This window comes from Paenibacillus sp. J22P59, from assembly GCF_059383895.1.
In genome coordinates this window covers 186,864-201,259 of record NZ_JBXENX010000001.1, presented here as the reverse complement: position 1 = coordinate 201,259, position 14,396 = coordinate 186,864, and the positions used below count along the sequence as shown (strand labels likewise).

Below are 14,396 nucleotides of genomic sequence, written 5' to 3'. Positions count from 1 at the left end.
TATTCCATCACAATGATGCGCTTCGCTCCAAATCCAACAGCTGTGTTTTCATTCCTAATCCGCCTCGATAGCCTGTGAGCGAACCATTCTTGCCAATGACTCGATGGCAGGGCACCGTAATGAGAACAGGATTAGCTCCTATAGCTGTTCCAACTGCGCGTACAGCGGCGGGCTTTTGAATTCGATCGGCAATAGCTGAGTAGGATAGGGTCTGTCCATAAGGAATCTCACAAAGCGCGTTCCACACCGCAAGCTGGAACGCGCTTCCCTTCCAATCGAACGATATTGTAAATGCCCGCAGCCGTCCATCCAAATAATCGATCATTTCAACGATATAAGGGCTCAGCTTCTCATCATCCTGAATGAAGCTTACATTCGTGAATCTCCTGTTAGCCCACTCGAATAATTCCTCGAACGGCTTATGCTGTGATCCTACGTAACATAAGCCTTGTTCCGTTGCGGCAAGATGCAGTGTCCATTGTCCATGGACAAGCAATGTCCAATAGATAACTTCACTCGTACTCGTTCCCATTGTATTCCCTCTCCTCCTTTGTTGCATGTATAAGTAATCGACGATAATCTGTAGGTGTGCAGCCAGTCTGCTGCTTGAACAAGGTTATAAAATAAGAGGAGTTAGGGATGCCTACTGATAATGCAATCTCCCCAACCGTTCTTTCTGTATGAGTCAACTGCTGCTCGGCAGCCTTTATTCTCGTCTGCTGAATATAAGCCATAGGGGTAAGACCATTAATTCGTTTGAACGTGCGCTGGAGATGATAGGGACTACCATGACAATGCTCTGCCAATGTGTTGAGCGTCAACGGTTCATTATAGTGCTTGTCTATATAATCAGCTATGAATGCAGCCCATTCTTTATCTGGCATGCGCTCGCCCGTTGGTTTGCAACGTTTGCAAGGACGGAACTGTGCGGATAGTGCTTGCTCTGCATCGCTAAATATCCGTATATTTCCTTTATTCGGCGGTTTAGATTTGCAAGAGGGCCTGCAAAAAATCCCCGTCGTTTTTACCGCGTAGAAAAATCTGGAATTATAAGAGGCATCATTGCTTATAATGGCTTTCCACATCTCTTCTGTCATCCGAATCTCATCGTTGCTTCTATGCCTATCCTGATTCATCCTCTTCACCCCCCCCTCACAGTATACCCTTGGCATCGATACTCTGTAAGCTTTTTCGAATGGAAGAGCAAGATATCGAAATCACGATTAATCATTCTATGGTACAACTAATAGTATATCTGTAACTAACGAAATGGAGGATATGTGACCCGTGACCCAGCATGTACAAAAAATACATCTGCCTGTGCCCAAAGAGTTCCGATTCGCTGCGAATCGCAATTATATGGCTAATACCGCTAATGAATGCATGTACCGAATCAAAAAGGATCGAATCTACAAAGCCTTGTCCATCGAGCAAAACATAATTGTAATTGAAGTAAGCGAGGATGCTGGCGGGGATATTATCATTCGTTATGCGCAGCCCTTGTCAGCCACCAAACAATCGGTTCGAGCCGAAATCATCTCATATGTCCGGGATTGGTTCGACCTCGACAATGATTTGCGTCCCTTCTACCTCTTAGCTGAGTCCGATACGCTGCTGGGGCAAGCGGTGGATTCGTTTTATGGTCTTCGCAATATAGGCATTCCTGATTTATTCGAGGCGATCTGCTGGGGAATCCTCGGACAGCAAATCAACCTCTCCTTTGCCTATACATTGAAGAGGCGTTTCGTCGAAAGCTACGGACAGGAGGTAGAGGAGCAAGGCGAACGTTATTGGCTGTTTCCTACACCGCATGCTATCGCATGTGCAACAGTCGAAGATCTAAGAGCGCTCCAAATTACTGTGAAGAAATGCGAATATATAATTGGTGTAGCAAAGCTTATGGTAGAAGGAAGTCTTACCAAAGCGTCATTGTTGCATGTAGGCAATGCTAAACAAGCTGAGAAAATGCTTGTTGGCATTCGTGGAATCGGACCTTGGACAGCTAACTATGTACTCATGCGCTGCCTTCGATTTCCTTCCGCTTTTCCGATAGATGATGTCGGGCTGCATAATGCGATCAAGCATCTAACGGGTGCTGAGATGAAGCCTACCAAAGCGGAAATTTTAAAGCTATCCTCGAACTGGGCCAACTGGGAATCGTATGCCACCTTTTATTTATGGCGATTCCTGTATTAAACTTACTTGACTTGATCCAAGAACTATTCTGCTTGAAGCGATTGAACATAATGGCTTAGACGGTCTTTGAGAGCTACTAATTCTTTTTTATGACTGGGCTTTAACGTAGCTTCTGCTCCTTCAATCGCTTCCGGCACATAATACGCTTCATAGATTAAAGGAATAAGCCCTTCGATCTCTGTCATCAATGTGGCATATTTCAATTGATCGGCTTCAGTGAACTGCTTATTCTTGCTATAGCTTGTCATGATGCTGTCTGTGATGTCGAGCATACTTGCAGCCATTGACTCTAATACAAAGGTCGAGGTAGCTTCATCCACGATTTCGGAATAGGCCTGAATAGCAGTAAGCCTGATCGTTACATCCTGCAGATGATCTATCGTTAGTTTATCCGTTTGATTAGACAATATAGAATCGGAATCTAATTGGTATTCACTAATTATTCTAAATAGTGAACTGCCTACTATACCCTCTAGTTTCATTTTCGTTCCATGGTTCACTTTGACCTGATGACTATACAGCACAACAGAACAAATAAAAACAACAAAAATAACCGTTAGCAGGCTGAAATAACGCTTCATTTGCATCCCCCAATTTAACATCCAAGTCATTAATTATTTTCCTGTAATCACTACTATATAAAGACGCTTCAAAGGATAAAAAGGTTGTGTTCTTCTCGGTATAAGCAAAACAGGCTTAGGATAAGGGCCTCTTCGCCTCTTATCCTAAGCCTGTTTTTGTATTGCTTTTATTTATGCTCCGACAGCCACGTAGCAAGTGAGGCTATCTCATCTTGGCTCAGTGTGTTCTTGAAGGCAGGCATTCCGCCTTTACCATTCGTAATAAGGGTAGTAAGCTCTTCTTTGCTATACTTTGCTCCTACCTTTTCCAGGTTAGGGCCGACGCCGCCCTTAAGGTCAACCGCATGGCAGGCAATACAGTTTTGCTTGTAGACCGCTTCCGCATTCGCAGATACCGCCCCTCCACCGCCCGCTTCTCCGGTTGTAGTTGGCTCTTGTGTATTACTTGGTGGTGTTGTACTGCCAGTATTGCCCTCATTGTTCGTATTCTTCCCGCCACATGCTGACACAAGTAACGATAGTACCGCCACAATTAGGACGGCATACAGACTAAATTTAAGCTTCACCTTAAACTCCTCCTTTATGATATCTCTTTCTGGATGAATGTAGCTTCCCCCAAACTTACAAGAACATTCAAAAGAAATACAAATGAAACCAGCTTGTGGAATAAGAGCAGAAGGAATGGTTATCCTAACCTTATCCAATCGGCCGGATGACAGTGAATTGACGGAGGATAACATGAACATAAATAGTGATCTAATCAAACATTTGAACGAGCTAAGAAAACGCCTAATTATCGTAATCGGCTGCTTCGTCGTTACGTTAAGTGGCGGCCTATATCTCTCGCCGCAAATTTTATTGTATATCAAGAGCCAGCCCGCAGCCGTTCCAATCGAATGGAATGTATTCGGCTTCACAGACGGGCTCTTCATCTATCTCCGCTGTGCCTTCTTATTTGCCATCTTGTTCACGCTGCCTGTCCTGCTCTATCAGGCATGGGCTTTCATAAGGCCTGGCTTGACAGACTCGGAGGCCAAAGGCACATTAGCTTATGTTCCAATCTCTTTCTTGCTGTTCCTAATCGGAACGTCCTTCAGCTATTTTCTCGTCTTCCCTATGATGATCCGATTCATGAACACAATGAATCAGAGCATCGGAGCTGTCGAGACCTATGGGATTGACCGTTACTTCTCCTTTATGTTCAATGTGGTTCTGCCGCTTGGCATTGCATTCGAGATGCCGTTGATCATTTTATTCCTGACTCGACTCGGATTCTTAACGCCAGAGAGGCTTCGCCATACCCGGAAATACGCTTATGTAGCGCTTGCTGTTATAGGCTCTTGTATTTCCCCGCCTGATTTCGTCTCTCACTTGTCTGTCACCATTCCGTTGTTAGCTTTATTCGAAATAAGTGTCCTCATAGCTATGAGGTATTACAAACGCCGCATTCAACCGGTATTATCAACAAATAGTTAGAAAAAGGAGAATGTCAACATGCTAAATAACATTGGTGTCTCAGGGCTCGTTATCGTCTTATTGATTGCGCTCATCGTATTCGGACCTTCTAAGCTGCCTCAGTTAGGAAGAGCCTTCGGAGATACGCTAAGAGAATTCCGCAGCTCGACTAAAGGTATTATGGAAGAAGAGCATACGACCGTGACCGTGAAGGAAGAAGAACCTAAGAAGCTGCTGTAAGCCCCGCTTATCCATTGTTCGAAAGAATAAGGACCGTATCCTCGAAGCATCAGGATACGGTCCTTATTCGTTTGTTTATTTGCCAGTCAGGTTAGACGAGCAACCCATTCTTTTTCGTATAGGTGATTATCCCTTCCGCTGCTCGGTAAGCTAACGCGCCTACCGTCCCAGTCGGATTATAACCCGAATTTTGCGGGAATGAGCTGGCACCTACAACAAAGAGATTGTCCACATCCCACATTTGCGAATAGTTGTTCACGGCCGAGTTATCCGGGCTATCGCCCATAATAACTCCTCCCGTATTGTGAGTTGACTGATACGTCATAATATCGTACGGCCCGATTTCTTTGGCATAATCGACATGGCTTGCGCCCATTTCCTTGAGAATTTCGCCGCTCTTCTTGGCAAGATATAATGCGAGCTCACGATCCTGCTCTTCGAAGTCGAATGTGATACGGAGCAGAGGGTCACCGAACGCATCTTTATAAGTCTGATCGAGGTCTAGGTAATGATGCTTGAATGACATTGAAGAGCCTTGCCCGCCGACGGATAAGGTCCGATTGGCATATTTGATAGACTTCTCCTTGAATTCAGCTCCCCACGTTGCGGTACCAGATGGAACCGGGTTATTCTGAATCGGCCTTTGACCCGTCTGTGAGATAGAGATCGAACCGCCATGTAAAAACTTCAGGTCCGAATGATCAAAGTTATCGCCATTATAATCATCCAGATTGACACCAAGTGCTCCCGCACCTGCGAAATTGTTAAATTCCTTATCATCGAAGAAACCAGCCGCATTTCCTTTAATGACCTGATAAGCATAGTTTTTACCGATGACACCTGTTCCATCACTTGGGTTATAAGGCTTCCCAATGTCCGACATTAGTAATAACCGCACGTTATTGAAAACATAGCTCGTCATAACTACAATATCTGCCGGCTGCTCAATTTCCTCGCCAGTCGTCACATCGGTGTAGAGCACCCCAGTTGCCTTATTCCCGTTATGTAAAATGCGACGGACCTGTGAATGGGTCCGAATCTCAAATTTACCCGTTTGCTTGGCAACAGGAATAACCGTAACGACTGGATCCGCCTTGGCTCCATATTCACAGCCGAATCGCTCGCAATACCCGCAATATTGGCAAGCGGCGCGGGATATGCCGTCTGGATTCGTATACGTATCCGTCAAATTCGCTGATGGCATCATGTAGGGATTCAGCTTCATTTTTTTAGCGGCATCAATAAAGAGCTGCATAGAAGGCGTCTTCTTCATAGGAGGCACCGGGTAGGCACTAGATCTTTTTCCGCCAAGCGGATTATCCTCGCCAGCTATGCCCGCCATTTTCTCGAACTTGTCATAATAGGGCTCTAACTGGTCATAGGTAATACCCCAATCCTGAATCGACATGCCGTCAGGAATTTTCTTTTTGCCGTAGCGCTCAATCGTTTGGCTGCGGATTTGAAAGTCATAAGGGAGAAACCGAAACGTCTGTCCGTTCCAATGGACACCTGAGCCGCCTAATCCATCACCAATTAAGAAGGAACCATATTGACGCATAGGCAAAGCGCGTATTTTCTCATTGCTTCGAAAGCTTATCGTTTCTTTGGATAAATCCTGCATCAAATCATAACGAAGCGCATAACGCAGCTCATCATGCACCATGAAATAATCCTCTGTCTTACGCTCTTTGCCCTTCTCCAAACCAACGACATTCAGCCCGCTTCGAGTCAACTCAGCTGCAATAATGCCCCCAGCCCATCCAACCCCTACGATAACAACATCTGTTTTCGGCAGTTTCTTTGCCATAACTATTCCTCCTATTTGTGCTAATGTCCCGCCATATGCTGTTGAAGGCTGCTTGGAGGCATTTTCGTAAATTCTTTGTCGATAATAGTGGCATAGCTCATCTGGTTGCCAGGATAATTACGCATCGACCAGCCATTCATATTCGCATTGCCGCCATATAAAGGATCGCTGTAGACCCCTTCGAGCGTATTGCTGCGCAAAATTCGGAAGAAACCGCTCGCAGACACCGTTGTTAGCTTCACTTCATCAGACTCAAAGGCTTTCAGTACTTGATCCTGCTCCTCCCCGCTAAGCTCAACGAACCCTTTCTTTAGCTTCACTTGGCTGTAGTTTTCAATTTCACGAAGAGCAATCTCATACATCTCTCTGCGCTTCAATCGGCCTTGGTAACCTTGAACCTTCTCACCTGTATAGAACGGTGGTGACATATAGTCTCTTGCATTGAAGCCCCATTCCCCCGCCAGCTGATGATCGATGAAAAATGCGACTCCAAGCTCCTTCGCGCCTGGACCTTGATCGTCTTTTGGAAAAATCCGCTCAGTTGCAGCTTCAACAATCGCAAATTGCTGCTGATTGAAGAACATTAACGCTTGGTTGTAATTAACTGCAGCCTCGGTTTGTGGCGTAGTAGGTGCAGGCGCAGTTTCCTTGCCCTTGCCTTTGATCAAAGTGCCGATTGCCCCTCCTAATACAACACCGCCAAGAGCAAAACCAGTATTGACAAGAAATTGTCTGCGCGAAGGCTCTTTTACATTACTGTTCACACCATCGTTCTGTGGTTCTTTTTTATCCATCGGCTTGGTCTCCCTTCCTATCATTCCCGTTTATTATTTTCCATCAATTAATGATTATACATTTGCGCGAAAAAGGTGATTCTAAGGAGGAACTTATCGAACGGAGGATGATCATGAAAATTCAACAATTATGCTCCTATGCCTTAATAGTCGGAAGCCTTGTCGGATTAACCGCTTGTGCAAACAACGCCACCAAAGATCAGATGGAAGCCAAGTCCTTAACCTACTCTGATCCTTATCATGTCCAAAATCGTACAAAAATGACCACAAACACCAATGCCATTATTCCAAGCGTTGATCGTATCAAGACGAATACGACGAATGAGCATGGCGGCACCAGCTACGGACTTGGCAGCTCCGTATATAGCCTAATTGGCAGCTCCAGCTTGCATAGCAATGGCTTCACGTCGCATCTGGAATCTCGTCTAAGCAGCGCTGGAATCAATGGCGTATCTGTTTTCGTCTTTGACGATCAGGTCATCATCGCGTCCGACAAACAAGAGCTGACCGGATCGCAATATGATCCCTTGCAGCAGAAGCTGCTGAGCAGTACGGAAGGTCTCTCTGCCAAGGGACGAGATCCTGGTCATAAGGTCGGCACCTACGGAACGATGAATGGCTCTGACAATAACCTAAGCAAAGCTGCCAAGCACATTCAAGAGGTGATGGGCAATCAAGTCCATGTTGTTGCTTTGAATAACCCCGCTGCTGTACAAACCATCAAGAAGCTGCGCGAAGGATCAAGCAACGCGACTCCAAGGCAAAAAGCAGCCGACCTAAGGAAACTGCTGGAACTGGCTGAGAACAAGAAATAGTTATTGTCAGCACTATCGTTGAAAAAAAGAAGACTGTTCATTCTGATTGAATGAACAGTCTTCTTTTAGAAGCGACGGACGAATAAATCGGGCTTCCACTTCATTTTGTAAGCGCAAAAACAGATCTCAATACAATAAGAGTGTGCTAGTGAGGTCTGTTTCATTTTCCATCATCCATTATTGTACTGAAGCATACTATTATTTCAAATTTCGCTATTCAACTAATTGAGCTTTCTTCCTAGCTACTTCAGCTTTGATCTGCTCGAATAGCTCTTCCTCATTCATTCCTGTAATCTTGTCATTTATCGGAATTTTCAAATCCCCGAAACTAAATATCGCTCTATCTCCTTTTACATTTACATCTTCTGCAGTGACATCTAAATTATATTTCAACGTGACTGCCCTGCTGCCATCCAGCTCAATGTGGTTAGGAAGAACGGATGGACCATATAAATCGGAAAAATTCATGTAGCTTAAAAACAAAATATATTTTTTATTAAAATCAGGCTTCACATAGTTAGGTATGCCAACATTTGCTTCAAAATCATTGCCCGCAATCGTTTGGCTCCTATGCTCATAACTTGGAATAGCAACGTTAATGCTTCCCTCAACATCACCTAATAGTGACTCTTCTACCTTGAACGAATATACCTCACTGTTATACTGTGCACCCAAAGCGAACTCTTTTAGAAACTTCTCATAATATCCCGTTACGATAAAGTCAGCATAGCCGACTGAACCTTGCACATTGCCACTAAGCGCATAATCCGAAGAAGAGGTAAGACGGTGTGTAATCGGCTCATCATGATCACTATTCAATGTAAACCTTTTATTCTTGTCATCATACAGGGTTACTTCAGCAAGAGCCGTTTTGTGTATATCACTTGGCAGCTTTTTATACCTCAAGAACTTTTCGTTCTGGGATACCTCACTTATAAAACCAAACGGCTCCTCTATCAATTGCGCCGACACATGGTCTATTATTAAATTCGGATTTTTGCCGATCAGTATTCCGTATAAGCCTTTATTGGTTGTAATACTTTCATAGGAAACCATGGCCGTCCCATGGCTTGCTTCTTTAATTCTGAGCTTGCCATTGTGTCCTCTAATCAATTGCGAATAGCCAATCTGTTGATTGTCTAATTGAAATAATACAATATAAGAACTGGAATCATCCAAATGCGCAACTTCGATTATCGTAGGATTAATCAGATCGGAGCTTCCTCTATTCAACCACTCCTTCAAGCTAGACTGAATAGCTGAAGTGTCGTTGACAATCGGATACTCATTCACGTAATACAACGAATATCCAATACAAAGCAAAAACAGGAATGAAGCAATATATAGTAGTCTTTTCATTTAAATAATATAACACCCCCACTATTCAAACTCTTTCCTATTGGAGCATGAGCTGCAGCATTTTCATTTTTTGTCCATGGCAATGATGCACGACTTTATCGTCCCCTACGTTGTTGAATATATAGAGAAATCCTGAGTTGTTCAAGGCATCCCAATCTCCTGGCTTGCAGTGCTTCTCCAACGCCGCTTTCATCTCTTCCATGAATCTTGATAAGGTTTGAATCCCTTGCTTATAGCCAGTTCCTTCTGTATCCCACTCCACGTCTGCAAAATCACTATATTTACGTAATACACTTAGTAGAGCATTTTGAACCTTGCCATCAACAGTCACCTTATCATTCGGCTTTTTGACAGCTTTACAGGAAGCCAAGCGCTTGTCCGCTTTAGAAACTTCCTCCAACATGCTTAGTGTTTCAAAAAAATCATCCTCCACCGCCTTCTTTTGCTTAGTTGGCTTTTTACCTGAATGTTGAATTCCATCTTTGATCACTTGCATAATCGCTTTGAGCCCTTTTAATGCAGGTATATCTTTCTTTGCCTCAATCTTGGCCTCTTGGATAGCAGCCAACAGAACTCCGCTAAGTTCGATCCCAAGATCGTCCTTCATTGCGGCATAGGTTTCATAAGTCTCTAGCAAATAAGATGCTCCCAGTGATTGATCTTCATTATCCCCGCTCAGGAGTGTTCCAATCAACGTCATTATGGACTCAATCTCTTTATCGCTCATCTTCTGAAGATCGTCTGCGAATTGGTTGCGATAGGAATCAATTTCTCTGATCAGCTTAACGTCCTCGGTAACTTGCACTTGCTTGTGTTCTTGTTCATCCTCAGAATCATCGTCGTTAAACATTCGTTGTACGGTTTGCGAAGATATTCCCGTTCCCATCCACAGTAGGCTAACAGGAGCTGCTTGCAACTGCATCGCTCTAGTCCCCATTCTATCCGCTTCTTGCTCAAGGGAAGCCTCGTCATTCACTTGCACTCCGTTGGTTTGTGTCGTCGCTTTGACCCGCCCTTGCCGTTGCTGAATGACATGCCAGCCTTCATGAGGTAAATGGCGTTCTTGTCCAGGACCTACGTGAATTTCATTCCCTTGGGCATAGGCCAAGGCATTCACCTTCGCTGGCTTCGCAGATCGGTATTGCACCTTCACATCAGATAGGTCCATTCCTGACAAATGCTCGAGACCCGATTTGAGCTGATCCGGCATGCCTGTCTTATTTTCCTTCCGCTGGATCGGGGATCGGTAGGGCATGGTACTCTTCATATTCAACAGGGAGCTAGCGCTTGCGGTCATTAATTGAGCAACTGCGTGATTGCCAATGGCTTGCTGAAGCTGGGCAATTTGAGAAGGGTATGATGCAGAGTCAGAAGATTCTTGTGCAAGCCTCCCTTGAGCCGTTCTGGCCTCAACCGCCGATTTCCGCATAGATAAATGCCGCAGCTTTGAAGTCGCTTCCGAGTTTTTGTTGATCTGTAATCGTTGGCCTGCTTTCAAGTACCCTCACCTCTCCATTCACTCAATTGTTCCCGATAACCTCTAGTACATCTATTTTATTATAAAAGGATGAATATGTATATTCACCTAATGAATCCTATCTTTTTCTACAACAATAAATATGTGATGAAACCAACAAAAAAATCCCTGCGATATTCGCGGGGATTTAGGCTACAGTCAAAATAATCGGCTTGCCCTTTGTAATAATAATCGTATGCTCATGCTGAGCAGCGAAGCTTCCGTCCGGCGTACATAATGTCCAACCATCCTGCTGCTGAACGACGTGTTCAGCTCCAGTAGAGAGAAACGGCTCAATGGTAATAACCAAGCCTTCCTTCAGCAGCCGTTGATCCTGTCTATTATAAATTGGTGGAATTTGCGGCCATTCATGCACTGCCTTTCCTACCCCATGACTGCATAGTGCTTTAATCACTTTGTAACCGCCCTGCTTTGCTTCTGCCTCAATAATTCGACCGACCTCATTCATTCTCACGCCATCCTTTAACGAAGCGATCACCTTCATCATTACAGCAAAGGTATCGTCACAAAGACGAAGCAGAGATTGCTTGTAGGGAGGCAATTGAAAAGAATGGCCTGTATCTGCGACATAGCCATCCTTTTGCGCGCATACATCAATATTCACTAGATCTCCCGGCATAAGCCTCCGACTGCCCGGAATGCCATGCGCCACCTCGTTATTGACACTAATGCACGTATGGCCTGGGAAATTAAAGGCTTGCTTTGGTGCAGAAGAAGCTCCACAGCTCTTCAAAATACGTCCGCCGATCTCATCCAGCTCCTGCGTTGTCATGCCAATCTGTGCTTGGCTTTTCATTTCGTCTCTAGTTATTGCGACAATTCGCCCAATTTCTATGAGCGCATCTACATCCTTCTGCGATTCTACAGTCATACCGTCCCTCCACTCTTGCAGGTAAAAAGCTATTTCACGATATCGACGAACCCTTCTCCGAACACATCACGGACATCATGAATCGTAATAAAGGCATCTTTATCCTCAGCTTTGACGATCTTCTTGAGCATAGATACCTCTTGCTTGCTGATGACAATGTACAGAACCTCTTTGGGTGCTTTCGTGTAATATCCATATCCCGATAATACAGTTACGCCCCGATCCATCTTCACATTTACTTGCTCCGCAATCTCTGCATGCTTCTTGGATATAATGGTTACCGCTTTTTTCGGATTTACGCCCTCTATAATAAATTCCATTACTTTCGTGGCAATATACAGCATAATAATCGTCAGCATCAGCTTCTCTGCCCCAATAATGAAGAAGGCGGAGCAGGCAACAATCAGATCAAAAAACAAAAGTGCGTAGCTGATATTCCAATCCAAATATTTATTCGCCATTCTCGCAAGTATAACAGTGCCCGCTGTAGTCCCGCCTACCCGTACAATCATTCCGATGCCAACGCCGGTGAAGAGTCCTCCGAATATCGCTTGAACGATTATTTCATTAGAAGCAATACTCCAATCCTTCGTTATGTGCAGGAATAAAGAATTGAAAGCAATCGCTACAATTGTATACAGAGTCGTCGTTTTATCCAGAAACTTATAACCGACCAGTAATAGTACAGCATTGAGAATTAAGTTAAGCAGTCCCGGCGACCATTGGAATAAATAATACAGAATGATCGTTATGCCCGTAACTCCGCCTTCACCCAATTCATTGGGAATGACAAAGAGATTGATCGCCAGAGCGAATAAGAACGAACCTATTATTAGAAAAACCATATCCAACCCTATTTTTTTCATAACATACCTTCCACCTGTTGTTGTAGTCAAAATCATGCTGCCCTCTTCGCTTGTGAAATATAACTTTATTAAAAAATCCAAAAAGGAAGCGATCACTCCCCCATCGAATACCGGGAAGTGATCGCCGTTTATTCTAAGCTCTTACCTGCCTTAACCTTACGTTGCTCACTTGCTTCTTCCTCTAATACTCGGATAAAGCAGAGTGAATACAACTGCGACAATGGCCATCAAAGCACCAGCCATCTGTAAAGTCATCATGAAATACACCATATAGATAATCGGAGTAAACAGAAGAATTCCCGGTACTGCAAATAAAGGCGATAACAATAAAGACCAAGTACTCTGCTGCATCCGCAAGGACAAATTTAATCCTATTAAGCTGAATACAAGCGGCCACAAAAATAAATAACTGCCTCCTGGAAGATATAATGCGGTAGCCACACTAAGAAAAGTCCAGAAGACTAATGTTCCACCCCAAATATTCTCCGACCTATTATATCGTGATAATAATCGAACTAGCAAGGAGGTCAGCGCAATCGTCAATAACAGTAGGCCAATTAGTACATAGAAGCTGACTTCAGGTATGAAGATCATGGAACGATATGTGGAAGGCGACACACTGCTGCGTATGATGAGCTGCCAGATCAGCGTAACCACTCCAAATACCATTGCGACACTTAATAAGGCCATTAGGAATCCGCCCAATACTCCTTTCAAGCTCATCCTCTGTCTGTATAAACCATGCCAAATCGTGGCAATCATGAGCACTATGCCTGCTGCCATCAATAAGCTCGCCCATGATTCGGGATAACTAACCATCGAGTACCCAAGCAGATTGAAATACACGCGATTTCCTTGCTCCACTTGGCTCAAATCCAATTGACCAAAATGCTTAGTCAAGCTGAGCATATACTCACCATGATGCTGCAAGCTTTCTGGATCTAAGTTGTCGACGGTATCTATAGGGTCATGATAGGCGTTAAAGCCCATGCCAAAAGCAAAATTCAGCCCAGGCAATCCGCTTTCACGGAATATCGTCAGGTCTGTATCATTAGGCATAAGCTTATATACGCTATAGATCAACGAATACGCGATCGGCTGAGGCGCTGCCTTAATGAACTCCTTCATGATCCAGCCGTTCTCCTCACTTGTCTCGAACATGAAGGAAGGACCTTTATTCCCCCGAGCTTCGAAATTAAGAACTAACCCGACATCGTTCACCCAAGGATGCTCAGCTACAAAAGCTTTGGCCCCGAGCAGCCCTTTTTCTTCTCCATCGGTCATCAATAGAATTAAATCATTCTTTAATGGACCTGAGGCCTGCAAGCTGCGAACCGTCTCGAGCATCGCTGCAATAGCTGCGCCGTCATCTGCTGCTGCCGGGCTATCAGGCACAGAATCATAGTGAGCAGCAATCATAATGGCTTTACTATTATCCGTGCCCGGAATGCGAGCGATAATATTCTCAACGATCCATTCTTGATCATCCCATGAACGAACCGCAGCCTGTTGGATTTCCGGCTTCAAGCCGAGTGCCTCCAGCTCCGCTACTAGATAATCGCGCACATCATTATGGGCAGGTACTCCAAGCGAATGCGGTTCCTTGGCAATTACTTTGAGCTTCTCAAGTGCACGCGCTGCGGAGAACTGCTCGGAAGGCGCATTCTCATCAAGCGCACGTGGAGCCTGAATAGGCATTAACCCAATAATAATGGCCCCTACAATGATAAGAGGAACCATAATTCCAACTATCCAATTTGGTTGAATCAACGGCTTCTTTGTTACAGATGGTACGATCCGAGGATCACTCATTGAATCTCTCCTTTACTCATCACTATCAATATTACTATGTATATTAATCCATATAATCACAAA

15 protein-coding genes are annotated in these 14,396 nt (G+C 44.4%); 4 read left to right on the top strand and 11 right to left on the bottom strand.

Translation table 11 applies throughout. The annotated features are described in order from the left end of the window. Positions 1-7: 7 nt before the first annotated feature. Both AC50YO_RS01030 and AC50YO_RS01025 read right to left on the bottom strand, forming a co-directional pair. Positions 8-532, bottom strand: coding sequence for a methylated-DNA--[protein]-cysteine S-methyltransferase (locus AC50YO_RS01030; protein ID WP_494842186.1), 525 nt, complete (start codon positions 530-532; stop codon positions 8-10). After that, on the bottom strand, positions 513-1,136 hold the full coding sequence (locus AC50YO_RS01025; RefSeq protein ID WP_494842184.1) for a bifunctional transcriptional activator/DNA repair enzyme AdaA: 624 nt from the start codon (positions 1,134-1,136) through the stop codon (positions 513-515). The genes AC50YO_RS01030 and AC50YO_RS01025 overlap by 20 nt, the downstream gene beginning before the upstream one ends. A 151-nt stretch (positions 1,137-1,287) precedes the next feature. On the opposite strand from AC50YO_RS01025, the gene AC50YO_RS01020 reads away from it, so the two are divergent. Then, positions 1,288-2,196: a DNA-3-methyladenine glycosylase family protein gene (locus AC50YO_RS01020; protein ID WP_494842182.1), complete on the top strand. Its 909-nt coding sequence runs from the start codon at positions 1,288-1,290 to the stop codon at positions 2,194-2,196. Between the two features lie 23 nt (positions 2,197-2,219). Here the strand turns inward: AC50YO_RS01020 and AC50YO_RS01015 are convergent, their stop codons facing one another. Both AC50YO_RS01015 and AC50YO_RS01010 read right to left on the bottom strand, forming a co-directional pair. Then, on the bottom strand, positions 2,220-2,807 hold the full coding sequence (locus AC50YO_RS01015) for a hypothetical protein (protein WP_494842180.1): 588 nt from the start codon (positions 2,805-2,807) through the stop codon (positions 2,220-2,222). A gap of 137 nt (positions 2,808-2,944) precedes the next feature. After that, the gene (locus tag AC50YO_RS01010) at positions 2,945-3,343 is read right to left on the bottom strand and encodes a c-type cytochrome (protein WP_494842178.1); all 399 of its coding nucleotides are present in this window, start codon (positions 3,341-3,343) and stop codon (positions 2,945-2,947) included. Positions 3,344-3,515: 172 nt separating this feature from the next. Between AC50YO_RS01010 and tatC the strand changes: the two genes are divergently transcribed. Then, positions 3,516-4,253 (top strand): twin-arginine translocase subunit TatC, encoded by a 738-nt coding sequence (tatC, locus tag AC50YO_RS01005; RefSeq protein ID WP_494843197.1) that lies wholly within the window; start codon positions 3,516-3,518, stop codon positions 4,251-4,253. A gap of 18 nt (positions 4,254-4,271) precedes the next feature. Continuing rightward, complete coding sequence (locus AC50YO_RS01000; protein ID WP_494842176.1) at positions 4,272-4,472, top strand: twin-arginine translocase TatA/TatE family subunit; 201 nt, start codon at positions 4,272-4,274, stop codon at positions 4,470-4,472. 91 nt (positions 4,473-4,563) lie between these two features. Here the strand turns inward: AC50YO_RS01000 and AC50YO_RS00995 are convergent, their stop codons facing one another. Together AC50YO_RS00995 and AC50YO_RS00990 are read right to left on the bottom strand one after the other, a co-directional pair. Next, positions 4,564-6,279 (bottom strand): GMC family oxidoreductase, encoded by a 1,716-nt coding sequence (locus tag AC50YO_RS00995; RefSeq protein ID WP_494842174.1) that lies wholly within the window; start codon positions 6,277-6,279, stop codon positions 4,564-4,566. A 20-nt stretch (positions 6,280-6,299) separates the two neighbouring features. Further along, positions 6,300-7,073 carry a gluconate 2-dehydrogenase subunit 3 family protein gene (locus tag AC50YO_RS00990; RefSeq protein ID WP_494842172.1) on the bottom strand — a complete coding sequence of 258 codons (774 nt, stop codon included), beginning with the start codon at positions 7,071-7,073 and terminating at the stop codon, positions 6,300-6,302. 113 nt (positions 7,074-7,186) lie between these two features. Between AC50YO_RS00990 and AC50YO_RS00985 the strand changes: the two genes are divergently transcribed. Continuing rightward, positions 7,187-7,888: a hypothetical protein gene (locus AC50YO_RS00985; RefSeq protein ID WP_494842170.1), complete on the top strand. Its 702-nt coding sequence runs from the start codon at positions 7,187-7,189 to the stop codon at positions 7,886-7,888. Between the two features lie 213 nt (positions 7,889-8,101). Here the strand turns inward: AC50YO_RS00985 and AC50YO_RS00980 are convergent, their stop codons facing one another. The 5 genes from AC50YO_RS00980 to AC50YO_RS00960 form a co-directional block, all read right to left on the bottom strand. Continuing rightward, positions 8,102-9,247: a hypothetical protein gene (locus AC50YO_RS00980; protein ID WP_494842168.1), complete on the bottom strand. Its 1,146-nt coding sequence runs from the start codon at positions 9,245-9,247 to the stop codon at positions 8,102-8,104. 37 nt (positions 9,248-9,284) lie between these two features. Continuing rightward, positions 9,285-10,745, bottom strand: coding sequence for an eCIS core domain-containing protein (locus AC50YO_RS00975; RefSeq protein ID WP_494842166.1), 1,461 nt, complete (start codon positions 10,743-10,745; stop codon positions 9,285-9,287). A gap of 166 nt (positions 10,746-10,911) precedes the next feature. Then, a complete protein-coding gene (gene map / locus AC50YO_RS00970; RefSeq protein WP_494842164.1) occupies positions 10,912-11,655 on the bottom strand; it encodes a type I methionyl aminopeptidase in 744 nt (247 codons plus the stop codon). A gap of 29 nt (positions 11,656-11,684) precedes the next feature. Further along, entirely contained in the window at positions 11,685-12,521 is an 837-nt protein-coding gene (locus AC50YO_RS00965) for a YitT family protein (RefSeq protein ID WP_494842162.1), read from the bottom strand. 165 nt (positions 12,522-12,686) lie between these two features. Beyond that, entirely contained in the window at positions 12,687-14,333 is a 1,647-nt protein-coding gene (locus AC50YO_RS00960; RefSeq protein ID WP_494842160.1) for a M28 family peptidase, read from the bottom strand. Positions 14,334-14,396 lie beyond the last annotated feature (63 nt).

Bases quoted from the DNA above. Each gene is read 5' to 3' on its own strand.
- AC50YO_RS01000 (WP_494842176.1), top strand. From the start codon at position 4,272: ATGCTAAATAACATTGGTGTCTCAGGGCTCGTTATCGTCTTATTGATT.
- AC50YO_RS00965 (WP_494842162.1), bottom strand. From the start codon at position 12,521: ATGAAAAAAATAGGGTTGGATATGGTTTTTCTAATAATAGGTTCGTTC.
- AC50YO_RS00990 (WP_494842172.1), bottom strand. From the start codon at position 7,073: ATGGATAAAAAAGAACCACAGAACGATGGTGTGAACAGTAATGTAAAA.
- AC50YO_RS01025 (WP_494842184.1), bottom strand. From the start codon at position 1,136: ATGAATCAGGATAGGCATAGAAGCAACGATGAGATTCGGATGACAGAA.
- AC50YO_RS00985 (WP_494842170.1), top strand. From the start codon at position 7,187: ATGAAAATTCAACAATTATGCTCCTATGCCTTAATAGTCGGAAGCCTT.
- map (WP_494842164.1), bottom strand. From the start codon at position 11,655: ATGACTGTAGAATCGCAGAAGGATGTAGATGCGCTCATAGAAATTGGG.
- AC50YO_RS00995 (WP_494842174.1), bottom strand. From the start codon at position 6,279: ATGGCAAAGAAACTGCCGAAAACAGATGTTGTTATCGTAGGGGTTGGA.
- AC50YO_RS01030 (WP_494842186.1), bottom strand. From the start codon at position 532: ATGGGAACGAGTACGAGTGAAGTTATCTATTGGACATTGCTTGTCCAT.
- AC50YO_RS00960 (WP_494842160.1), bottom strand. From the start codon at position 14,333: ATGAGTGATCCTCGGATCGTACCATCTGTAACAAAGAAGCCGTTGATT.
- AC50YO_RS01015 (WP_494842180.1), bottom strand. From the start codon at position 2,807: ATGACTTGGATGTTAAATTGGGGGATGCAAATGAAGCGTTATTTCAGC.
- tatC (WP_494843197.1), top strand. From the start codon at position 3,516: ATGAACATAAATAGTGATCTAATCAAACATTTGAACGAGCTAAGAAAA.
- AC50YO_RS00980 (WP_494842168.1), bottom strand. From the start codon at position 9,247: ATGAAAAGACTACTATATATTGCTTCATTCCTGTTTTTGCTTTGTATT.